This window comes from Streptomyces sp. NPDC056527 (assembly GCF_042794475.1).
Taxonomy (GTDB): Bacteria; Actinomycetota; Actinomycetes; order Streptomycetales; family Streptomycetaceae; genus Streptomyces.
Map to the genome: position 1 here is coordinate 1 of NZ_JBHTTQ010000084.1, position 20557 is coordinate 20557.

At 72.5% G+C, this 20557-nt stretch carries 18 protein-coding genes; 11 read left to right on the forward strand and 7 right to left on the reverse strand.

Features of this window, described 5'->3' with window-relative positions; genetic code table 11:
- Positions 1-94: 94 nt before the first annotated feature.
- Complete coding sequence (locus tag ACFQ7Q_RS29095; protein ID WP_383560175.1) at positions 95-490, reverse strand: rodlin; 396 nt, start codon at positions 488-490, stop codon at positions 95-97.
- 243 nt (positions 491-733) lie between these two features.
- Between ACFQ7Q_RS29095 and ACFQ7Q_RS29100 the strand changes: the two genes are divergently transcribed.
- Positions 734-3949: a tetratricopeptide repeat protein gene (locus ACFQ7Q_RS29100; RefSeq protein WP_383560176.1), complete on the forward strand. Its 3216-nt coding sequence runs from the start codon at positions 734-736 to the stop codon at positions 3947-3949.
- Positions 3950-4070: 121 nt separating this feature from the next.
- Here the strand turns inward: ACFQ7Q_RS29100 and ACFQ7Q_RS29105 are convergent, their stop codons facing one another.
- Positions 4071-4310, reverse strand: coding sequence for a hypothetical protein (locus ACFQ7Q_RS29105; RefSeq protein WP_383560177.1), 240 nt, complete (start codon positions 4308-4310; stop codon positions 4071-4073).
- Positions 4303-5184: a mycothiol conjugate amidase Mca gene (mca, locus tag ACFQ7Q_RS29110; RefSeq protein ID WP_383560179.1), complete on the reverse strand. Its 882-nt coding sequence runs from the start codon at positions 5182-5184 to the stop codon at positions 4303-4305. The genes ACFQ7Q_RS29105 and mca overlap by 8 nt, the downstream gene beginning before the upstream one ends.
- A 98-nt stretch (positions 5185-5282) precedes the next feature.
- On the opposite strand from mca, the gene ACFQ7Q_RS29115 reads away from it, so the two are divergent.
- The 4 genes from ACFQ7Q_RS29115 to ACFQ7Q_RS29130 all read left to right on the forward strand — a co-directional run bounded on the left by ACFQ7Q_RS29115 (position 5283) and on the right by ACFQ7Q_RS29130 (position 11170).
- The gene (locus ACFQ7Q_RS29115) at positions 5283-5684 is read left to right on the forward strand and encodes a DUF4307 domain-containing protein (RefSeq protein ID WP_383560181.1); all 402 of its coding nucleotides are present in this window, start codon (positions 5283-5285) and stop codon (positions 5682-5684) included.
- A 190-nt stretch (positions 5685-5874) separates the two neighbouring features.
- Positions 5875-6372, forward strand: a complete 498-nt coding sequence (gene greA, locus ACFQ7Q_RS29120; protein ID WP_383560183.1) for a transcription elongation factor GreA — start codon at positions 5875-5877, stop codon at positions 6370-6372.
- A gap of 101 nt (positions 6373-6473) precedes the next feature.
- Positions 6474-8840 carry a protein kinase gene (locus ACFQ7Q_RS29125; RefSeq protein WP_383560185.1) on the forward strand — a complete coding sequence of 789 codons (2367 nt, stop codon included), beginning with the start codon at positions 6474-6476 and terminating at the stop codon, positions 8838-8840.
- 38 nt (positions 8841-8878) lie between these two features.
- Complete coding sequence (locus tag ACFQ7Q_RS29130) at positions 8879-11170, forward strand: protein kinase (RefSeq protein WP_383560187.1); 2292 nt, start codon at positions 8879-8881, stop codon at positions 11168-11170.
- On the opposite strand, the gene ACFQ7Q_RS29135 is transcribed toward ACFQ7Q_RS29130, so the two are convergent.
- The 3 genes from ACFQ7Q_RS29135 to ilvA form a co-directional block, all read right to left on the reverse strand.
- Positions 11167-12012 carry an ABC transporter permease gene (locus ACFQ7Q_RS29135; RefSeq protein WP_383560189.1) on the reverse strand — a complete coding sequence of 282 codons (846 nt, stop codon included), beginning with the start codon at positions 12010-12012 and terminating at the stop codon, positions 11167-11169. The two genes, ACFQ7Q_RS29130 and ACFQ7Q_RS29135, sit on opposite strands and share 4 nt — an antisense overlap.
- Entirely contained in the window at positions 12009-13040 is a 1032-nt protein-coding gene (locus tag ACFQ7Q_RS29140) for an ATP-binding cassette domain-containing protein (protein ID WP_383560191.1), read from the reverse strand. Before ACFQ7Q_RS29140 ends, ACFQ7Q_RS29135 begins: the two co-directional genes overlap by 4 nt.
- A gap of 121 nt (positions 13041-13161) precedes the next feature.
- A complete protein-coding gene (gene ilvA / locus ACFQ7Q_RS29145) occupies positions 13162-14391 on the reverse strand; it encodes a threonine ammonia-lyase (protein WP_383560193.1) in 1230 nt (409 codons plus the stop codon).
- Between the two features lie 146 nt (positions 14392-14537).
- On the opposite strand from ilvA, the gene ACFQ7Q_RS29150 reads away from it, so the two are divergent.
- The 4 genes from ACFQ7Q_RS29150 to ACFQ7Q_RS29165 are packed head-to-tail and all read left to right on the forward strand — an operon-like array spanning position 14538 to position 16075.
- A complete protein-coding gene (locus ACFQ7Q_RS29150) occupies positions 14538-15053 on the forward strand; it encodes a MarR family winged helix-turn-helix transcriptional regulator (protein ID WP_383560194.1) in 516 nt (171 codons plus the stop codon).
- A gap of 31 nt (positions 15054-15084) precedes the next feature.
- Positions 15085-15594, forward strand: a complete 510-nt coding sequence (locus ACFQ7Q_RS29155) for a sigma factor-like helix-turn-helix DNA-binding protein (protein WP_383560195.1) — start codon at positions 15085-15087, stop codon at positions 15592-15594.
- The gene (locus tag ACFQ7Q_RS29160; RefSeq protein ID WP_383560197.1) at positions 15591-15842 is read left to right on the forward strand and encodes a hypothetical protein; all 252 of its coding nucleotides are present in this window, start codon (positions 15591-15593) and stop codon (positions 15840-15842) included. The genes ACFQ7Q_RS29155 and ACFQ7Q_RS29160 overlap by 4 nt, the downstream gene beginning before the upstream one ends.
- A 41-nt stretch (positions 15843-15883) precedes the next feature.
- Positions 15884-16075 carry a DUF1059 domain-containing protein gene (locus tag ACFQ7Q_RS29165; protein WP_383560198.1) on the forward strand — a complete coding sequence of 64 codons (192 nt, stop codon included), beginning with the start codon at positions 15884-15886 and terminating at the stop codon, positions 16073-16075.
- A 70-nt stretch (positions 16076-16145) separates the two neighbouring features.
- Here the strand turns inward: ACFQ7Q_RS29165 and ACFQ7Q_RS29170 are convergent, their stop codons facing one another.
- Positions 16146-17300: a cystathionine gamma-synthase gene (locus ACFQ7Q_RS29170; RefSeq protein ID WP_383560200.1), complete on the reverse strand. Its 1155-nt coding sequence runs from the start codon at positions 17298-17300 to the stop codon at positions 16146-16148.
- A gap of 151 nt (positions 17301-17451) precedes the next feature.
- Here ACFQ7Q_RS29170 and ACFQ7Q_RS29175 point away from each other — a divergent pair, with 151 nt between their 5' ends.
- Positions 17452-18558 carry a hypothetical protein gene (locus ACFQ7Q_RS29175; RefSeq protein ID WP_383560202.1) on the forward strand — a complete coding sequence of 369 codons (1107 nt, stop codon included), beginning with the start codon at positions 17452-17454 and terminating at the stop codon, positions 18556-18558.
- Between the two features lie 339 nt (positions 18559-18897).
- Complete coding sequence (locus tag ACFQ7Q_RS29180) at positions 18898-20511, forward strand: M48 family metallopeptidase (RefSeq protein ID WP_383560203.1); 1614 nt, start codon at positions 18898-18900, stop codon at positions 20509-20511.
- The last annotated feature ends 46 nt before the right edge of the window (positions 20512-20557 follow it).

The following is a 20557-nucleotide window of genomic DNA, read 5'->3' on the forward strand; positions in this document are numbered from 1 at the left end:
GGGGTGCGCGTCGGGGGCAAATTATCCGCAACCCGCCCGTTCCCGCCCTCCGGGTGAGGCGTGCACGGGGGCCGCTTCAGCGGAACCGGTGGCGTCAGCCGCCGACGTTCCCGTTCTGGGAGAGGACCTCGCCCAGGATGTGCGACAGGGCGTCGTCGCCCTTCTGCTGCACGGAGTTCTGGGTGCAGGTCTGGTTGGCCTGCGGGTTGCCGAGGACGTCCTGGATCGGGACGCCGACGCCGATGAGGGCGTCGATCGGCACCTGCGCCTGGAGCTTCTGGATGTCGAAGCAGTGCAGGACACCGCCGTTGACGAGACCGAAGTTCGGGCTGAAGTAGCCGTCGGTCGAGTTGCTGCCGATGGACTGCTTCGACTGGTTGCCGATGAGATTGGCGCTGGCGCCGTCGTTGCCGGCCGCCATCGCGGTCGTCGCGGACATACCGGCGACCGTGGCCGCAACCGCCGCCGTAGCAAGAACCTTCTTGATCACGAGTCTTCCTTCTTGAGCTCGAGGGCCCTGGAACGCTCCGTTAGCCGAAGCACGCTGATCAACTGGCCGCGAAAGGATTGGTTCCGGGTCGTCACTCGGACGCGGTATTCGGCAGATGAACGCCATCGGACGCGGGGTCGGGGGGCAGGCGTTCGGGAGGCCGATCGCCCCGCTCCCTCGCGCCGACGCGCGTCACGCAGGACACTTGTCGGCGGAACCGGAAGCTCTCGGAGGGGGACGCACATGCGGGACAGCCACCGGGCCGATGCCGAGCGGCTGTTGGCACGCGCCGTGGAGGAGGAGGTGCGGCGCTCCGGAGGCCGCTCCGACTCCACGGCACTGCTGGCGCGCGGTCGGGCCGCGCTGGACACCATGGCGACGAGTGCGGGCGAGGAGTACGAGACGTATCTGCGTGCGCTGGAGGAGGCGGAGGCCGGGCGGCAGTCCCTGGCGGATCGGTTCAGCAGACAGACGGTGGGAACTCCCGTGCTGGTCACGGCCGTTGCCGCCGCGGCGGCGTTCGGCGCGGACCTGGCGCTCGGCACGGCGGCCGGGACGGCGCTCGGCGCCGGAGCCGTGGTGGCGGTGGCGGGCGCGGCGGCGACCGTCCTGAAGGTGACGGCCGCGCACTGGCCCGCCGCGCACCGCCGCGCGGGCGCGCTGGGTCAGCCGGGCGGGCCCGAGCAGCTGCGGCTGCAGTGGCTGACGGCGCTGGAGGTACGGGGCGTGCGCCCCTTCCTCGACCAGCAGCGCGTGCTGATCGCGAGCACGCAGAAGCCGCCGCAGAAGGTCGTGACGCAGTTGCGCGGCGCGGACCGCAGCGCGGCGGCCCGCCGGCGGACGGTCCTGGAGCAGTCGTTCGGCCATCTGCCGGACCCCGGCGGGCCGTTCGCGGGGCGGCGCGCGGAGCTGGCCCAGATCACCCAGTGGGTACAGGCGGGCCGGGCGTCGACACAGACCCGGCCGACGGTCGTGATGCTGTACGGGGAGCAGGGCTCGGGCCGTACGACTCTGGCCGTGCGGGCGGCGCATGCACTGCGGGACCAGTTCCGCGGTGCATGCGTGGTGGACCTGCGGGGCGGCGGGACGCGCGGCGAGAAGCCGCTGTCGACCCGGGAGGCGCTGCTGCATCTGCTGAACCGGCTGGGCGCTCCGCGCGAGCAGCTGCTGTTCCGCGAGCGCTCCTCGGCCGAGCAACAGGTGCGCAGGCTGGCGGAGTTGTATCACCAGCATCTGACCGGGCTGCCGGTGACGGTGATCCTGGACGACGCGGTGGAGGCGGAGCAGGTCCGCACGCTGCTGCCGGAGCGCTCGGACAGTCTGGTCCTGGTCACCTGCCGGGAGCCGCTGGACCTCGCGCCCGACGTGCCGGCGGCCGTGCACCGGCTGCCGGTGGCGGCGCTGGACGCGGCGGGTGCGGAGGAGCTGCTGCGGGAGGCGGCCGAGGCGCCGGACCCCGGTCCGTACGACTCCGAGGCCTTCGAGCGGATCCGGGAGCTGTGCGGCGGTCTGCCGCTGGCGCTGCGGGTGGCCGGCTCCTCGCTGGGCGGCCGTTCGATGAGCGATCTTGCGGACCTGCTGGCCCGTCCCGACTGGGGACCCGCTGCCCTCGAACGGGCGCTTTCCGTACGGTACTTCACCGATCTCGACGAGGACGGGCGGCGGCTGCTGCGGCGGCTCGCGCTCGCCGGGCGGGCCTCGCTGGGCGCGGCGGCGGCCGGTGCGCTGCTCGGCGCGAGCGGGCAGGAGGGGGCCCGGCTGCTGCGGGAGCTGGCCGACGCGGGGCTCCTGGACCACGTCCGGGGAGAGCGCTACCGGCTGCACGACTCCGTGCGCGGCTTCGCGGCCGCCCGGCTCCACGACGAGGAGGACGCGGCGGAGATCGCGGCGGCGCAGGAGCGGCTGATCCAGAACTACGCGGAGCTCGCGGACGCGGTGATCCGGATGGTCGACGGCAAGATGTCGACCCGCGCGGACCGCTTCGGCGGGCACGGCTTCGGTTCGCTGGAGGCGGCCCTGCGCTGGCTGGACGACGAGTCGAGCTTCATCACGGCGGCGCTGCGGCACGCCGAGGGCGTCGACCAGCAGACCGTACTGAATCTGCTCGGCGCGCTCTGCGACTACTGCCTGCTGCGCGGCGACCTGTACCGGCTCGGCGAGATCAACGAGCTGACCGACGCGGTCGGTCAGGGGCTGCTGTCCCGGTCGGTGCAGTGGCGGACCGGTATCGCGGCCCGGCAGCTCGGCGAGCTCGACAAGGCGCGCACCACGCTGACCTCGGTGGTCTCGCTCTACCAGGAGGCGCACCAGGACGCGGGGGCCGCGCTCGCGCTCTGCTCGCTCGGGATCACCCTGCACCACCAGGGCAATCTGGCGGAGGCGTCGGCGAAGCTGCGGGAGGCGCTGGCGCTCCAGGAGCCGGAGTCGCTGGCCGCCGACCGGGGCTGGACCCTGCATGCCCTGGCGGCCGTCGAGCGGGACCGGGCGAACCTGGCCGAGGCGCTGGCCCTGCTGCGCACGGCCCTGGAGCTGCACCGGGAGAACGAGTCCCTGCACGGCGAGGCGTGGGCCCACTTCCAGCTGGGCCAGGTGTGTCTGCGGATGGGCGACGTGGAGCGGGCCGACGCCGAGCTGCACGCGGCCCTCGACCAGTACGGCCGCACCCGCGACGGGCGCGGCGAGGCGTGGGCGCTGACGCAGCTGGCCCGCGCCCGGCTCGTCGAGGGCGAGATCGCGCCGGCGGTCGACGGCCTGCGGCAGGCGCTCTCCCGCCATCGCGACCAGGAGGACGCGCGCGGCGAGGCGTGGACGCTGTACTACCTGGGGCATGCGCTGGAGGAGCGCGGCGACCTGGATCAGGCGGTCCGGGAGCTGGAGCGGGCGCGCACGATGTTCTCCCGGATGCGGGACGTGTACGGGCTCGCCTGCGCCCGGCACCACTCGGGGCGGGTCACCCGCGATCAGCGCGCGGCCCAGACCGGCAATCTGCGCAACTCCGGCTTCGCCCGGCAGCTGCTGGTCGACGCGCGGGCGGACTTCCACCGTATCGGGGTCGCCCACGGCGAGGCCTGGACCTGCCTGGAACTGGCGATCGTCGACGCCGGGAACGGGAAGGTCGCGCAGGCCTTGGAGCTGTGCGCGGAGGCCACCGGCCTCTTCCTGTCGTACGACGACCGGCGGGGCGCCGACTGGGCCCGCTTCCTGCGCTGCACGCTGCTCCCGTACGGCTCTCCGGGCGGCGCGGAGGTGGGCACGGTCGTCGCCCAGGAGGAGCTGGCGCGGCTGATCGAGGACCGGCACCCCACGCGGGACGGGAAGGTCGAGGACTGCGCGGAGGCGTACGCCGTGGTCCTGGAGCGGGGCGTCCAGCTCGACGCGGGCTGGCAGGCCTGGGACCTGGGCATGGTCCCGAACCGGCACGCCCGGGAGGTGATGGGCGTCCCGGTGGAGGTGGCGTGAGGCCGCCTGGGGTCGGGGACGCCTGGGGTCCGGCCGTCTGAGCCCAGGCGTCTGGGCCCAGGCGACGCCGCGGTGCGGGTCCTCCCCTGGGGGGAGGACCCGCACTCGCGGTGGTCCGCCGCTACTCCCGGGGGGCCGTGCCGCTCTTCGTGGGGGTGGCGCCCTTCGGGTCCGCGCCCTCGTCGAAGGAGACCTTGCCCATGTGGCGGTTCATCGACTTCATCAGCATCCAGACGGCCACGGCCATCACGGCGAAGACGACGAACCCGAGGACGCCGGGGGTCACCTTGTTCTTGTCCAGCTCTTCGGCGGCGAAGGGGACAAGCTGGGTCAGTGCCAGGTGTGCGCTCATGTCAGGCATTGTCGCGGATGCCCGCGAAGAGGTCGTCCTCGGGGAGGGAGGTCGGCACCAGCGACTTGCTGAGCTCGTACTCCTCCGTCGGCCAGACCTCCGTCTGGATCTCCATCGGCACGCGGAACCAGCCACCGTCCGGGTCGATCTGCGTACGGTGCGCGATCAGGGCCTTGTCGCGGGTCTCGAAGAACTCGGCGCACGGGACGAACGTGGTGATCTCGCGCTCCTTGCGCTGGAACTCCTTCCAGCGCTCCAGCCACTCGCCGTACGGGGACTCCATGCCCCGGTCGAGGAGCGCGTTGTGCAGGGCCTCCGTACGGGGTCGGTTGAAGCCCTGGTTGTAGTAGAGCTTCTGCGGCTGGAACACCGGGCCGAACTCGGCCTCCGGGTACTTCTCGGCGTCCGCCGCGCCGTCGAAGGCCACCATCGTGATCTTGTGGGTCATGATGTGGTCGGGGTGCGGGTAGCCACCGTTCTCGTCGTAGGTCGTGATGACCTGCGGACGGAAGGAGCGGATCTTGCGGACGAGCTCGCCGGCGGCCGTGTCGACGTCCTCCAGGGCGAAGCAGCCCTCGGGCAGCGGCGGCAGCGGGTCGCCCTCCGGCAGGCCGGAGTCGACGAAGCCGAGCCACTCCTGCTCGACCCCGAGGATCTCGCGGGCCTCGTCCATCTCCTTGCGGCGCACTTCGTGGATGTTCGCCTCGATGTAGGCGTCACCCTGGAGCCTCGGGTTGAGGATGGAGCCGCGCTCGCCGCCCGTGCACGTGACCACGAGCACGTCCACCCCCTCGGACACATACTTGGCCATCGTCGCCGCGCCCTTGCTCGACTCGTCGTCGGGGTGGGCGTGAACGGCCATCAGTCGCAGCTGCTCAGTCAAGACACGGTCCTCGGTGATTCGTCGCGAAGGGAGGTCTCTATAGTGACGGAACCGGGGGGCGGAAAATTCCGGGTGCCCCGGCGGCGAGAGGATCGATCATGAGCGCGGTGCGAGAGCAGCTGCCCGAGGGGCGCTACGGCCGCTCCGCGGACGAGCGCGCCGACCGCAAGCTCAAGATCGCCGGCGCCGTGCTCGGAGCGCTCTTCCTCGGCGTCGTGGGCTGGTTCGGCTGGCACTACGTCGGCGAGAGCAGGATCAGCGCCGAGATGATCAAGTTCGACGTGGTGAGCGACACCGAGGTGCAGGTGCACCTGGAGGTGCGCAAGGACGCCGACGTCACGGGCGTCTGCACGCTGCGCTCACGCTCCGAGGACGGGGCCGAGGTGGGCCGCAAGGACGTGAAGGTCGACGAGGCCGCCGACCGGGTCGACCGGGTCTGGTCCATCCGGACCACCGCGCGGGCGACGAGCGCCGAGCTCGTGGGGTGTACCCCCCAGTAGCTGTGGGTAGGGAGCGGGTGGTGTGTCGAACTCCGTTTCCCGCGCTGACCAGGAGTGACGCCATCTTCATGGTTTATGTCCTCCCCCTTTTCGCCACTAATTGTTAGGCTCGTGGTTTCGCCCGCCCAGGAAGGACAATCCTTCTGGGTAGGGCGATGCTTTGTATTCCCAGTACCTACGAGGAGCACCTGTGACCCAGACCAGCGACAACGTCACCTGGCTCACCCAGGAGGCGTACAACCAGCTCAAGGCCGAGCTGGAGTACCTGTCTGGTCCCGCGCGAACCGAGATCGCCGCCAAGATCGCCGCGGCGCGCGAGGAGGGCGACCTGCGCGAGAACGGCGGGTACCACGCGGCCAAGGAGGAGCAGGGCAAGCAGGAGCTCCGGGTCCGCCAGCTGACCCAGTTGCTCGAGCACGCCAAGGTCGGCGAGGCGCCGGCGGACGACGGCATCGTCGAGCCCGGCATGGTCGTGACGATCGCCTTCGACGGCGACGAGGACGACACCATGACCTTCCTGCTCGCCTCCCGCGAGTACGCGAGCGGCACCATCGAGACCTACTCGCCGCAGTCCCCGCTCGGGGTCGGTGTGCACGGCAAGAAGGCCGGTGAGGACGCCGAGTACGAGCTGCCGAACGGCAAGAAGGCCACCGTGAAGATCCTCAGCGCCAAGCCGTACACCGGCTGAGCCCGATCCTTCCGTCGAAGGGCCGGACCCCCTCGGGGGTCCGGCCCTTCGCCTTTCATGGACATGTAATGATCGGGACCTGACGTCACGTCACAGGGGGGATGACACGCGTGCTGGGACCACTGCGCGAGGGCGCGCCGCGGCGGATCGGACCGTACGAGGTGCTGGCGCGGCTCGGCGCCGGCGGCATGGGCGAGGTGTTCCTGGGCCGGCTGCCCGGCGAGGGCACCTTCGTGGCCGTGAAGACCGTACGGCGCGATCTGGCCGGCGACTCCGCGTTCCGTGACCGCTTCCGGCGCGAGATCAAGGTCGCCGGGCTCGTACGGAGCGACTGGGCGGCCGCTCCGGAGGGCGGGGACGCGGACGCCGAGGTGCCGTGGCTGGCGACGGCGTACGTTCCCGGACCGAGCCTGTCCCAGGCCGTACGGCGCGGCGGTCCGCTGCCGGTGGCGACCGTACGGCAGCTGGGCGCCGGGATCGCCCGCGCGCTGGCCGACCTGCACACGGCCGGGGTCCTGCACCGCGACCTCAAGCCCGGCAACGTGATGCTGTCCGTCGACGGGCCCCGCCTGATCGACTTCGGCATCGCCCGCAGCAACGGCGCCACGACGATGACCGCCACCGGAATGATGGTCGGCACCCCCTCCTTCATGTCGCCCGAGCACGTCGCCGGGGCGCGCCATGTCACGGGCGCCTCGGACGTCTTCTGCCTGGGCTCGCTCCTCTGCTACGCGTCGACCGGCGAGGACCCCTTCGGCGACGGCCCCGTGGCGGCCGTCCTCTACCGCGTCTCCCAGGCCGAGGCGGACCTGAGCCGTGTGCCGGAGGAGCTGCGCGAGGCGATCGGCGCCTGTCTGCGCCTCACCCCGGCCGAGCGGCCCTCCCCTGCCGAGCTGGCGGAGCTCCTGGGCGGGGCACGCCGGCCCGCGTGGCCCGAGGGCGTGCGGGAGCACATCGGGGAGTACGGGCGCGAGCTCGCGCAGCTGGTGGCGGCGGGGGGTCCGCTGGTGGAGGTCGCGGCGCCGGCCCCGGCCCCCTCCCCGGGGATCGACCAGCTGCCGACGATGCCGCCGGTGGGGTCCGTCCGGCCCGAGGCCCCGAGGAAGCGGCGCCGCGCGCCGGTCGCGGCCGTGGTGGCCCTCGCGGTGGTGGCCGGCGGGGTCGGGACGTACCTGCTGTGGCCGGAGGAGGGGAAGAAGCCCCCGGTCACGGCCGCCCCGCCGCCCGCCGTACCCCGGATCGCCGGTGTCGACGACCGAGGGCTGCCCGATGCCTCGGGGGTCGTACCGCAGAACGCGGCGCAGCGGCCGGCCGGCTGGAAGCCGTGGCAGGCGAAGCTGACCGCGCCGGCGTTCGGCTGCTCGGCCGGAGAGGCGGTCGTGGTCTGCCGGACGGTGGACGGGCGGTACGAGGCGGTCGACACCGCGAGCGGGAAGAAGCTGTGGGACGCCGACCTCGTCGAGGACGAGCGGGACGACCTCAGTTACGTGGGGCCCACCGGCGGCGTCTTCATCGCCGGCGACACGGCGCGCCCGGTCGTCCACGACAAGGTGGTGGTCATCGCCTCCGGCGACCGCCTCCAGGTGCGGGACGCACGGACCGGCACCGTGCGCTGGGAGAAGGAGGCCCTGGGCTCGCAGGGCGAGGCAAGCCGTCCGATCGTCGCCGACGGCGTGGTCTTCGCCGCGACGAAGACCACGGAGGAGGTCGACCTGCAGAAGGTCGGGATGACCGCCTTCTCCCTCGCGGACGGCAGGGCGCTGTGGTCCAAGGCGCTCACCAACAGCGACATCCCACGCTCGGAGATCAAGGAATTCGAGCCCGTGGCCTACGCGAAGGGCACGGTGTACGCCCTGACCGACGCCGGCCTGATCGCGTACGACGGGAAGTCCGGTGCCGTCCGGGGGCAGGTCGACGACGAGGCCGAGGCCTGTGAGCTGCTGAAGGTCCTCGGCACCGGTGCGTACTGCGTCAGCACCCCGCACTTCGCCAATGCGGAGATGCGGATGCATCTCCTCGATGCCGGGACGCTCGCGTCGAAGGGCAGCCTGCCCGCCTCCGTCGAAGCGCTGAGCCCCGACGTGATCAGTCCGAACGCGGTCGTCGGATTCGACAGCGGGCTGAAGGTCCTCGATCCGAGGGACGGCAAGCAGCTCGGCTCGTACGCGACGAAGGCCGCGCCCTCCGGACTCGCGCAGGCGCTGTCGTCGCCGCTGCTCGCCGGTGACCAGGTCGTGTGGGCCGACTACTCCGCGCTCCACACCGTGCGACTCGGAGCAGACGGCAGGCCGACGGGGCTGAGGACCACTCCTGTGCCGGGCGCGCCGGGACCGCGCGTCGAGAAGGAGCCCGGGATGGAGACTCCGTTCGCCGACATGATCCGTCCCCCCGAGGTGCTGCCCGTCGGCGGGATCGCCTACATCGTCTACGACCAGGGCGTTCTCGCCGCCGTCGAACTTCCCAGGTAGCGCATCGACCCGCGCAGCGCATCGAAAGGACGACTTCCGTGCTGGAAGCACTGCCCGCCGGGCAGCCGCCACGTCTCGTCGGCCCGTACCGGCTGCTCGCCCGGCTGGGCGCGGGCGGCATGGGCGAGGTCCACCTGGCGAGCCGGGCGGACGAGCCGACGGCCGATCCTCACCGGATGGTCGCTGTGAAGACCGTGCGGGAGGACCTGGAGGTCGACGGGGACTTCCGGACCCGGTTCCGGCGCGAGATCACCGCCGCGCGGGCGGTGAACAGCCCGTACGCGGCGCTGCTCGTCGACGCCGACGCGGACGCGGCCGTGCCGTGGCTCGCGACCGAGTACGTTCCCGGGCCCTCGCTCGCCGAGGCGGTCACGCGGGCGGGCGCACTGCCGGTCGACGCCGTCACGGCGCTGGGCGCCGCGCTCGCGCGGGCGCTGGGTTCCGTGCACGGGTCGAAGGTGCTGCACCGGGATCTGAAGCCCGCGAACGTGCTGCTCGGCGCCGACGGGCCCAAGCTCATCGACTTCGGCATCGCGCATGCCTTCGAGGCGACGGCGCTGACCTCGACCGGTCTGGTGGTGGGCTCGCCGGGGTTCATGTCGCCCGAGCATCTGATCGGCAGCCGGGCGGTCGTGCCCGCGTCGGACGTGTTCTGCCTGGGCGCCGTGCTGGCGTTCGCGGCGAGCGGGCGCGGGCCGTTCCACGACGAGGAGATGGCGTCGGTCGTCTTCCGGATCAGCCGGGCCGACGCCGAACTGGAGGGTGTGCCGACGGAGTTGCGGCCGGTGGTGGAGCGCTGCCTGCGGCTCGACCCGGCGGAGCGGCCGTCGGCGGCGGAGCTGGTGGAGCTGTTGGGGGCCGAGGTGCCGGCGGCCTTCCCGTGGCCGGGCGGCGTGCTCTCGTTGCTGGCGGAGTACGGGGATTCCGCGCGGCGGATCGGTGAGGCGGCGGCCTCCGGGGCGGGCGTGGCGGATCTGCCGACGATCGGCCCGGTGGTTCCCTACTCGCCCACGGCGGCGGGCTACCGCCCCACGGCGGAGGCACCGCGGTCGCGCCGCCGCCCGTGGGGGCGGATCGTCGCCGGGGCGGTCGCCGTGGCGGTCCTCACGACGGTGGGCGTGGTGATCGCCGACCGGACCGACGGGCGGACCGGTTCCACGGGCGGGGCTGCCGGGCCTTCGGCCACCCCCACCACCGGGTCCGGCACGGGCACCCGACAGCCGACCACGTTGAGCCAGGTCGTGCTGCCGTACGGCGGCGAGGGGCACACGGGCGACTTCGGCAAGGCGGCCACGGACCGGGGCTCCCGACCGGCCGGCTGGTCTCCCTGGTCGGCGGAGGTCGACGAGGGCATGGACGCCTGCGCGCTCTCCCCCGAGGTCCTCGTCTGCACCGGTTCCGGGGGCGCGGCGCTGGGGCTGAGCGCCGCGGACGGCAAGAAGCTGTGGTCGGCGCCGGGCCGGGGCGACGGGCTGCGCTCCGCGCCTCAGTACCCGGCCGTCGCCGGGGACAAGGTCCATGTCACGGGACCGGACGGTGTGGTCGCGTACGGACTGAAGGACGGCGAGGAGAAGGGCAGGGTTCCGTCGCCGGGCGCCGAATGGGCGGTCAAGGGCACCGACCTGGTCGACGGCGTCCTCTACTCCACGTTCATCAACGTGGCGGACGAGCGGACCGGGCTGGCCACGGCGGTGAAGCTGGACGACGCCGGCGGGGAACTGTGGAGGACGAAGCTCGACGCGCTCCCCGAGCGGCCGGTGGCTGCCGGTGGCCGGGTGTTCGTGCCGCTCGGCAGCGCACCCGTCGCTCTCGACATGCGGACGGGCAGGGAGAGCGCACGCGGGACGGACGGCTGCGGCGCGGTGGTGGCGGTCCGCGAGGAGTTCGTCCTCTGCTCGGGGACGACGGCCGGCGGCGGCGTGCCCGTCCTGGACGCCGGAACGCTCCGGGTGGTCCGGACGCTCGGCACGGAGGTCACCACGGGGCCGGCGGTGAACGCGGACGGGGTCGTGGCCGTGGTCGAGGGGGGTGTGAACCTGACGACGTACGAGCTGAAGAGCGGCCGGAAGCGGTGGAGCACCCTCGTCTTCGGCGTGGGGGGACCCGCGGACGGGGTCTACTTCGCCGGCGACCGCGTTCTGTCCACGAGGAAGAACGAGGTCCAGTCGCTCCCGGTGTCCGGCCCCGGACCGGACGACCGGGAGGAGACCTTCACCGCCGTCCTTCCGCACGGTTACAAACCCGAGGTCGCCCCCGAGGCCCTCGCCGCCGGAGGGGCGGTCTTCCTCGCCCTCTCCGACGGCCTGGTGGTCTCCGGCTATCTGCCCTAGGCCGTCGCCGAGCGGTACTTCCGTACCGACAGCGTCCGGAACACCACGATGATCAGCACCGACCAGATCAGCGAGGCCCACACCGGGTACTGCATCGGCCAGGCGTCCGACGGGGAGACGCCGGGATTGCCGAACAGTTCGCGGCAGGCCTGGACGGTCGCGCTGAACGGGTTCCACTCGGCGATGGGCTGCAGCCAGGACGGCATCTGGCTGGAGTCCACGAACGCGTTCGAGATGAACGTGACGGGGAAGAGCCAGATCAGCCCGCCGGAGGTCGCCGCCTCCGGAGTACGGACCGAGAGGCCGATCAGGGCGCCGATCCAGGAGAAGGCGTAGCCGAGGAGGAGGAGCAGGGCGAAGGCGCCCAGCGCCTTCGGGACGCCCTCGTGGATCCGCCAGCCCACGAGCAGGGCGACGATCGCGAGGACGACGAGCGTGAGGGTGGTCTGCACCAGGTCGGCCAGGGTGCGGCCGGTGAGGACCGCTCCGCGGGCCATCGGCAGGGAGCGGAAGCGGTCGATGAGGCCCTTGTGCATGTCGTCGGCGATGCCCGCGCCCGCGCCGGCCGTGGCGAAGGTGACGGTCTGGGCGAAGATGCCCGCCATCAGGAACTCGCGGTAGACCTGCGGGGAGGTCGAGCCGCCGATGTTCATGGAGCCGCCGAAGACGTAGCTGAACAGCACCACGAACATGATCGGCTGGATCATCCCGAAGATGATCATCTCCGGGATCCGGGTCATCCGGATCAGGTTGCGCTTGGCGACGACCAGCGAGTCGTTGACGGACTGGGAGATGCGGCCGCGCGGCCTGGGAACTGCGACGGCGTCGTTCACCGCGGTCACTTCGCCACCTCCTTCCGGTCGCGCCTGCGAGCCTTGGCGTCCTGCGGCCCTCCGCCGTTCTCCTCTTCCTCCCGCTCGGCCGTGTGGCCGGTCAGCGAGAGGAAGACGTCGTCGAGGGTGGGTCGGCGCAGACCGATGTCGTCGATCTCGACACCGACGGTGTCCAGGTCGCGGATGACCTCGGCGAGCAGCTTGGCGCCGCCGGTGACCGGGACGGTCAGCTTGCGGGTGTGGTTCTCGACGGAGACCTCGCCGTGGCCTATGCCCGCCAGGCCGTAGCGCCCGAGGACGTCACGGGCCGGGGCGATCATCTCCCGCTCGTGGACGACGACCTCGACACGCTCGCCGCCCGTCTGGGCCTTGAGCTGGTCCGACGTACCGCGGGCGATGACCTTGCCGTGGTCGATGACGCAGATGTCGTCGGCCAGGTGGTCGGCCTCCTCGAGGTACTGGGTCGTCAGGAGCAGGGTCGTACCCCCCGCCACCAGTTCCTGGATGACCTCCCAGAGCGCCTGCCTGTTGCGCGGGTCCAGGCCCGTCGTCGGCTCGTCCATGAACATCACGGGCGGCGAGACGACCAGGGCGGCGGCGAGGTCGAGCCTGCGGCGCATACCGCCGGAGTACGTCTTGGCGGTGCGGTCGGCGGCGTCCGAGAGGTTGAAGCGGTCGAGCAGTTCGCCCGCCCGGGCCTTCGCGCGCCTGGCGTCCATCTGGTAGAGCTGGCCGACCATCTGGAGGTTCTCGCGGCCCGTCAGATACTCGTCGACGGCCGCGAACTGACCGGAGAGACCGATCGAGCGGCGGACCTCGTTCGGGTGCTTGAGGACGTCGATCCCTGCGACGACCGCCTTCCCGCTGTCCGGCTGGAGCAGCGTCGTCAGGACGCGCACGGCCGTCGTCTTCCCCGCGCCGTTCGGGCCGAGCAGGCCCAGGACCGTGCCCTCGGGTACGTCGAGATCGACGCCGTCCAGAGCTCGTACGTCGCCGAAGGTCTTCACCAGACCCTCGGCGTAGATCGCGCCTGGCATGTGGGTTCTCCCAGGGATTTGGGCGTTTTCCACCCAAGCTTAGGTTTGAACGGCGACCGCCGCCCACCGAATTTGTGACCCCGGCCACACGCTAACGCGATACATCGCGAGCCGACAAGGGCTAGGCCAGGACCACGTACCCCGCGTCCCGCAGCGCCGCCTCGACCTCCTCGCAGTGCTCCGGCCCCTTGGTCTCCAGGTGCAGCTCCACCTCCGCCTCCGTCAGCCCGAGGCGAGGATCGGTCCGTACATGGCTCACGTCGAGCACGTTCGCGTCCACCACGGTCAGCACCGCGAGGAGCGTCGCCAGCGCGCCCGGCCGGTCCGTCACCCGCAGCCGCAGGCTCAGATAGCGGCCCCCGGCCGCCATGCCGTGGCGCAGGATCCGCTGCATCAGCAGCGGGTCCACGTTCCCTCCGGACAGGACCGCGACCACCGGGCCCGCGAACGACTTCGGATCGCTCAGCAGCGCCGCCACCGGGCTCGCGCCGGCCGGCTCGACCACCAGCTTCGCCCGCTCCAGGCAGAGCAACAGGGCCGAGGAGAGCGCGTCCTCGGAGACCGTACGGATCTCGTCTACGTACTCCCGCACGATCGCGAACGGCACGTCGCCCGGGCGCCCCACCTTGATCCCGTCCGCCATCGTCACCGGCGACTCGATCGCCACCGGGTGTCCGGCGCTCAGCGACGGCGGATAGGCGGCCGCGCCCTCCGCCTGCACACCGATCACCTTCACGTCGGGGCGTACGGACTTCACCGCCAGCCCGATGCCGGCCACCAGCCCACCGCCGCCGACCCCGACCAGGATCGTGCGGACCTCCGGGCACTGCTCCAGGATCTCCAGACCGACGGTGCCCTGCCCGGCGATGATGTCCGGGTGGTCGAAGGGGTGGATGAAGACCGCGCCCGTCTCCGCCGCGTACTCCTCCGCCGCCGCCAGCGTCTCGTCCACGACATGGCCGTGCATCCGCACGTCGGCGCCGTACTCCCGGGTCGCCGCGACCTTCGGCAGCGGGGCGCCGACCGGCATGAAGACCGTGGAACGCACCCCGAGAAGAGCGGAGGCCAGCGCGACGCCCTGCGCGTGGTTGCCCGCCGAGGCGGCGACCACCCCGGCCGCCCGCTGCTCGGGGCGCAGCCCCGCGATCCGTACGTACGCGCCCCGCAGCTTGAACGAACCCGTTCGTTGAAGGTTCTCGCACTTGAGGTGGACAGGCGCCCCCACCAGCGAGGACAGATAGCGACTGCCCTCCATCGCGGTCACTCTGGCCACCCCGGAGAGCATCTTCTGCGCCCCGCGCACATCGTCGAGGATCAGATGATGCAAGGGGTCTGGCCTACGGAAGCTCATGACAGCAAGTCTCGCAGCTCACGGGCCCCGTGGCCGCCCGGGCCGCCCGCATGCAGCGGGTTTGCGCAGCGCAGGTACGGACCCTCGAAGGTCCGCGTACTCTGTCCCCCACCAACCGACCACCGCACGAGAGAGCCCCCACAGCCATGCCCACATCTCAGGACATGACGACTGAGCTTGACCCCGGTCTCCTCGATGCCCTCCAGCACCAGGTGGCCGTCTTCGCCCGCCGAGCCGAACAGACTCGCCTCGGCGGCACCGGGCAGCTCCGCAACTCGATGGACCGCGCCGCCTATCTGCTCCTGAACAGGCTCGACCAGGAAGGCCCGATGGGCGTCAAGGCGCTCGCGGCGGGCATGGGCATCGACTCGTCCACCGTCACCCGCCAGGTCGCCCCGCTCGTCGACACCGGCCTGGTCAAGCGCACCTCGCACCCCGAGGACGGGCGTGCGGTCGTGCTCCAGCTCTCGCCGCGCGGGCTGGCCCGCCTGGAGGAGGTCCGCGCCTCCCGCCGCGAGTTGATGGCGCAGGTGACGGACGGCTGGACGGCGGACGAGCGCGACTCGTTCTGCACGCTGCTCACCCGCTTCAACTCGGCTCTGTCCGCCCGCCAGTCGGGCCTGCCGCCCGCCGCGGACACGGAGTCCTCCGCAACCTCTTGACCCGGGCAGCGCCCTGTCCTCATATGAGGACGTGCGAGATCGACAGGTCGGCCCAGGGGGCGGCCAGGGAGGCGAACGGCACCACCGCACCCGCCAGTTCGAGGCATTCGTGGCGGGGGCGGCGGGGCGGCTCCTGCACGCCGCGACGCTGCTCACCGCCGAGACCCGCGCCCGCAACCCGCGCGCCCAGGCGCTGCTGACGGCCTCCCTCGCGCACACCTACGCCCACTGGGACCGGCTGCGCGGCGAGGATCCGTACGACCGCACCCGCGCCGACCTCGCCGCCCGCTTCGCCCGTACCGCCTGGCGGCACCACCGCGGCCGGGGCGGGGTCCTCTCCGCGCTCACCCCGCAGGAACGTCTCGTCCTGGTGCTCCGGCTGTACGAGGGGGTGGCCGAGGAGCAGACCGCGGCCCTGCTCGGGCTGCCCGAGGAACGGGTCCGGGCCGTCTGCGCCCGCGCCGTCTCCGCCCTACGGGACCGACGGAGCGGGCAGGCCGGTCCCGACCGGCCCGACCGGCAGGGGGAGGTCGCCTCGTGACCCGGCACGAGCGCAAGGAGGACGAGGTCCGGCGGATGCTCGGAAGCACCCATCCGCAGGTCCCGGGCGACCTGGCCGCGCGGGCCGTCGAGCGCGGGACCCGGCTGCTGCACCGCGGCCGGGCGGTGCGCCGGGCGCTGTGGGTGCTGCTGGCCGCCGCCGTGCTGGCCTTCGCGGTGTGGGCGTCGGTGGCCGAGCCCTGGCACGTACCGCCGTCGGAGACCACGCCACCGCTCGAAGGCTGGTGACGACGGCCCTAGCCTGGAAGGAAGAGACCCAGGAGGCCGCCATGACCAGGAAAGTCGCCGACTGCCGCAAGACCCCGAGCATCATGAACTGCACGCTCACCATCACCGGTGAGGAAGAGGAAGTCGTACAGGCCGCGGCCGAACACGCGGTCTCGGTGCACGGGCACACCGACAGCATCGACCTGCGCACGATGATCCGCGAATCGCTCGAGGACGAGAAGGTCCCGGCCTGACCGGGCGCCCTCGTCGAGAGCGCCCGGCCGACCGTACGAGGCCAGGGGCGTCCGCCCCGGCCCGGCGCCGCTAGCCCAGCGCCTGGCGCAGGTCCGCGAGCAGATCGTCCACGTTCTCGATACCCACCGAGAGCCGGACCAGGTCCGCCGGGACCTCCAGCGCCGAGCCCGCCACGCTCGCGTGCGTCATCCGGCCCGGGTGCTCGATCAGCGACTCCACGCCGCCCAGGGACTCACCCAGCGTGAACAGCTTGGCGCGGTTGCAGACCTCGACGGCCGCCTCCTCGCCACCCGCGACGCGGAAGGAGATCATCCCGCCGAACGCCTTCATCTGCTTGGCGGCGATCTCGTGCCCCGGGTGCTCCGGCAGCCCCGGGTACAGGACCTGGGTGACCTTCGGGTGCTGGGTCAGCATCTCGACGACCTTGCCGGCGTTCTCGCTGTGCCGGTCCATGCGGACGGCGAGCGTCTTGATGCCGCGCAGCACGATCCACGAGTCGAACGGACCGGCCACCGCGCCCATCGCGTTCTGGTGGTACGCCAGTTCCTCGCCGAGCGCCTCGTCGGCCGTCACCAGCGCGCCGCCGACGACGTCGGAGTGGCCGCCCATGTACTTCGTCAGCGAGTGCACCACGATGTCCGCGCCGAGCGAGAGCGGCTGCTGGAGGTAGGGCGAGGCGAAGGTGTTGTCGACGACCAGCTTCGCGCCCGCCGTACGGGCCACGTCCGCGACCGCCGCGATGTTGGTGATGCCGAGCAGCGGGTTCGACGGGGTCTCGACCCAGATCACCTTCGTACGGTCGTTGACCGCGGCGCGCACGGCCTCGACGTCGGAGGTGTCGGCGACCGAGAAGTCCACGCCCCAGCGCTGGACGACCTTGGCGAAGAGCCGGAAGGTGCCGCCGTAGGCGTCGTTGGGGATGACCACGTGGTCGCCGGGGGCCAGCAGCGTCCGCAGCAGGCAGTCCTCGGCCGCGAGCCCGGAGGCGAAGGCGAGACCGCGCCGGCCGCCCTCCAGAGCCGCGAGGTTCTCCTCGAGGGCGGTACGGGTCGGGTTGGCGCTGCGGCTGTACTCGTAACCGCCGCGGAGCCCACCGACGCCGTCCTGCTTGTAGGTGGACACCTGGTAGATGGGCGGGACGACCGCGCCGGTCAGCGGGTCGGCCGTGTTGCCCGCGTGGATGGCGCGGGTCTCGAAGCTCTGGTGCGTGTGCTCGTCGCTCATGAGGCAGGAGCGTAGTCCTGAGCACGGCCCACCGCCGCCGACGTCTCACCGGGTGTCTCATAGCGTGGCCCGCTCCGGGGCAGCCGCCCGAGTCGTCCGCGGCTCGTCCCGGGGCTCACGGGGCGCGCGGGCCGTCCTGGACAATGGACCCATGGAGATTCTCTGGTTCCTGCTCGCGATGGGGCTGCTGTTCGCGGTCCTCGCTCCGTATCTGCGGCGCCGCCGCGCCGTCGGAATCCATCAGGTGGCACCCGGCGCGCCGGACGCCGCGGACCCCGAGGCGTACGGCTTCGCACGCCAGGAGCAGCAGGACGTACGGATGCCGGGCCCTGACACCGACCTGCTCGACGTCCTCGACGTGGTCCAGGCGACCCAGGACTGGCGGGCTGCCGCGCAGCTCCTCGCCGGAACCGAGAAGGAGGGCGAGGTCCGCTGGCAGCGCGTCCAGGCGTTCGCGGGCGCGGCCTCCCTGGAGCTCCAGCAGAAGCCCGGCGTCGGAGGCGCGTGGCTGCGCGCCTGGCGCGCCGACTCGCCCAAGGACCCGGGCGGGGCCGCCGTACACGCCGAGTTCCTGGTGCAGCAGGCGTGGCGCTCCTCGGCGGCCGGCACCGACGACTTCCGGATCATCCTCGAAGAGGCGAAGAAGGTGAGCGAGGAGGCGGCGCTGCTCGCCCCCGGCGACCCCGTCCCGTACATCGTGCGGCTCGCCGTCGCCCGCGGACTCGGCTACAGCCACGAGGAGTTCGACCAGGTCTGGGCGAAGATCATCGACCGCGCCCCCCAGCACATGGGGGCGCACCTGGCCGCCCTGCACTACTGGTGCGAGAAGTGGCACGGCTCGCGCGCGGACGCCGACCGCTTCGCTACGGCGGCCGCGGCCCGCGCACCGCAGGGCTCGCTGCTGGCCGCGCTGCCGCTGTTCGCGGTGTACGAGCACCTGCCGGAGATCGTCATCGTCCAGGACTTCTACCGGACCGAGGTGGTCAGGAAGGCGATGGAGGGCGCGCTGTACGCCGTCCACTCCGCCCGCCCCGACGACCCGATGCTCGCGCACGTCCGTCATCTGCTGGTGCTCTTCCTGGTCCGCGCCGAGCGCTGGTCCGAGGCGATGCACCAGCTCGTCCACGTGGACGGCCACGTCGGCGCGCTGCCGTGGACCCTGAGCGAGGACCCGGCGGCGGAGTACACCGTGTACCGGAACCTGGCGGTGGCCGGCTACGAGGCGAACGGCGGAAGCCCGGCGACGCTGCCGCACTAGCGGCGGCGGGTCCGCGGGGAGGGCCATCGGCACGGGGAGGCGTACGGGAAGGGCGTCGGGCGGGCCTCCCGTAGGCCGGGATCCGTACGGGACCGGCGTCGGGCGGGCCTCCCGTAGGCCGGGATCCGTACCGGACCGGCGTGCGTACGGGGAGGCCCGATGCGGCCCTTCCGGTACGGACCCGCAGGTCGGGCGGGGAGGCCCGATGCGGCCCCTCCCGGTACGGACGCGCAGGTCGGGCGCCCTTTCCCTGTGGACGGCACACGCGTCGATGGGTGATACTCCGCTTCCCCCCACAGCACCACCGATCACCTTTTCTCCGTGGGGGAACTCTGCCCGATGGGCGCTTCTCTGCGCGCGCTGCGCGCCCTCGTCCTGCTTGCCGGTTTCCATCTGCTCGGCATCGCCCTGCTGGCCGTGCTCGGTCTGATCGACTGGGCGGCCACGCTCTGGGCCCCTGGCCCCTGGGCACTCAAGTTCTACGTCGTCACCGCCGTCCTCGCGGTTCCCATCGTCCGCGGCATGCTCATGCTGCGGACCCCGCAGGACGAGATCGGCACGGGTGTCCTCGTCTCCGAGGCCGACGAGCCGCGGCTCTGGCAGACCGTGCGGGAGCTGGCCGAACAGGTCGGCACCCGGGCGCCGAACGAGATCCGGCTGACCGGCGAGGTCAACGCCGCCGTCAGCGAGGACTCCCGGCTCCTCGGCCTGCTGGGCGGCCGGCGCCGCCTCTACCTGGGCCTCCCGCTCATGGCCGGGCTCTCCGAGGCACAGCTGCGGGCCGTCCTCGCCCACGAGTTCGGGCACTTCACCCACGCCGACACACGCCTCTCCGGCATCACCGCCCGCGGCCGCGTCCAGGTCGAACGGACCGTCGCGCACTTCGAGGCGAAGGCCGGCGGCAAGGTCGCCAAGGAAACGGCACGGCAGGAGAAGAAGGCCGCGAAGCGGATCGCCAAGGGCAAGAAGGCCCACGAGATCGACACCACCGGCGTGGGCTTCACCTTCCGCACGATGGCCCGGATCTACACCGCGTACGGACGGCTCTCCCTGCGGGCCACACAGGCCGATTCGCGCCGCCAGGAGCTCGCAGCCGACGTCGCGGCCGCCCGGATCGCCGGCCGCGACGCGACCGCGTCGGCGCTGCGCGAGATCGTCGTCGTGGAGACGGCCAACGGCTTCTTCCTCGACTCCTACGCCACGCTGGGCGCCGAGTTCGGACTGCTGCCGCCGCACGGCGAGGTGATCGGCGGAGTGCGGCATCTGCTCGCCGCGCGCGCGGAGGAGCTGGACGACCTGCGGTACGACCTGCCGACGCGCCCCGCCTCCCCGTACGACTCCCACCCGCCGATGGCCGAACGGGTCGCCCTGCTCGAAGCCCTCCCCGACGACGGTCGCGGCGCCGCGCCCTCGCGGCCCTCGCTCTCCCTGCTGGCCTCGCCGGAACGCTCGCTCGCCGCGGTGGAGGACGTCTCGCTGACCGCGGCCGCGCTGCGGATGCGCCGGGTGGCGTGGGCGGACCTCGTGCACGAGGCGATGAGCGCGCATTCGGTGCGTGAGGCGGAGCCGGTGCGCCGCGCGACGGCCGAGGTGGCGGGGACGGTCGCCGAGGGTGCGGGGCCGCGCGCGGCCCTGAACGCTCTGCTCGACGCGATCGACGCCGGAAAGGCCTGGGCGATCAGCGACCTGCTTCCGAGGTCGGAGCAGGCCGGTGCCGCGACGGGCCGCGCCGCCCGCGAGTTCGCCCGGCCCGTGCTGCGGCGGGGCCTGTCCCGGCTGGTGACCGACGCCCTCATCGAGGACGGCAGGGCGCGCTGGCAGCTCTCCTGGGCGGCCGAGGCGAGCCTGCGTCTGCCGCCCGGCTACGCGGACGAGCTCCCGGCGGCCTTGGACGCGGCGGTCACCGACCGCCCGGACACCGGCCCGCTCCGCATGCTGCTCCACACCTCCTGAACCTCCTCGCCCCCGTACTCGACCCCCGTACGCAGAAAGCCGACGA

Excerpts from the sequence above, each read along its gene's own strand:
- ACFQ7Q_RS29100 (WP_383560176.1), top strand. The coding sequence starts at position 734 with ATGCGGGACAGCCACCGGGCCGATGCCGAGCGGCTGTTGGCACGCGCC.
- ACFQ7Q_RS29105 (WP_383560177.1), bottom strand. The coding sequence starts at position 4,310 with ATGCCTGACATGAGCGCACACCTGGCACTGACCCAGCTTGTCCCCTTC.
- ACFQ7Q_RS29115 (WP_383560181.1), top strand. The coding sequence starts at position 5,283 with ATGAGCGCGGTGCGAGAGCAGCTGCCCGAGGGGCGCTACGGCCGCTCC.
- ACFQ7Q_RS29125 (WP_383560185.1), top strand. The coding sequence starts at position 6,474 with ATGACACGCGTGCTGGGACCACTGCGCGAGGGCGCGCCGCGGCGGATC.
- ACFQ7Q_RS29140 (WP_383560191.1), bottom strand. The coding sequence starts at position 13,040 with ATGCCAGGCGCGATCTACGCCGAGGGTCTGGTGAAGACCTTCGGCGAC.
- ilvA (WP_383560193.1), bottom strand. The coding sequence starts at position 14,391 with ATGAGCTTCCGTAGGCCAGACCCCTTGCATCATCTGATCCTCGACGAT.
- ACFQ7Q_RS29150 (WP_383560194.1), top strand. The coding sequence starts at position 14,538 with ATGCCCACATCTCAGGACATGACGACTGAGCTTGACCCCGGTCTCCTC.
- ACFQ7Q_RS29165 (WP_383560198.1), top strand. The coding sequence starts at position 15,884 with ATGACCAGGAAAGTCGCCGACTGCCGCAAGACCCCGAGCATCATGAAC.
- ACFQ7Q_RS29170 (WP_383560200.1), bottom strand. The coding sequence starts at position 17,300 with ATGAGCGACGAGCACACGCACCAGAGCTTCGAGACCCGCGCCATCCAC.
- ACFQ7Q_RS29175 (WP_383560202.1), top strand. The coding sequence starts at position 17,452 with ATGGAGATTCTCTGGTTCCTGCTCGCGATGGGGCTGCTGTTCGCGGTC.
- ACFQ7Q_RS29180 (WP_383560203.1), top strand. The coding sequence starts at position 18,898 with ATGGGCGCTTCTCTGCGCGCGCTGCGCGCCCTCGTCCTGCTTGCCGGT.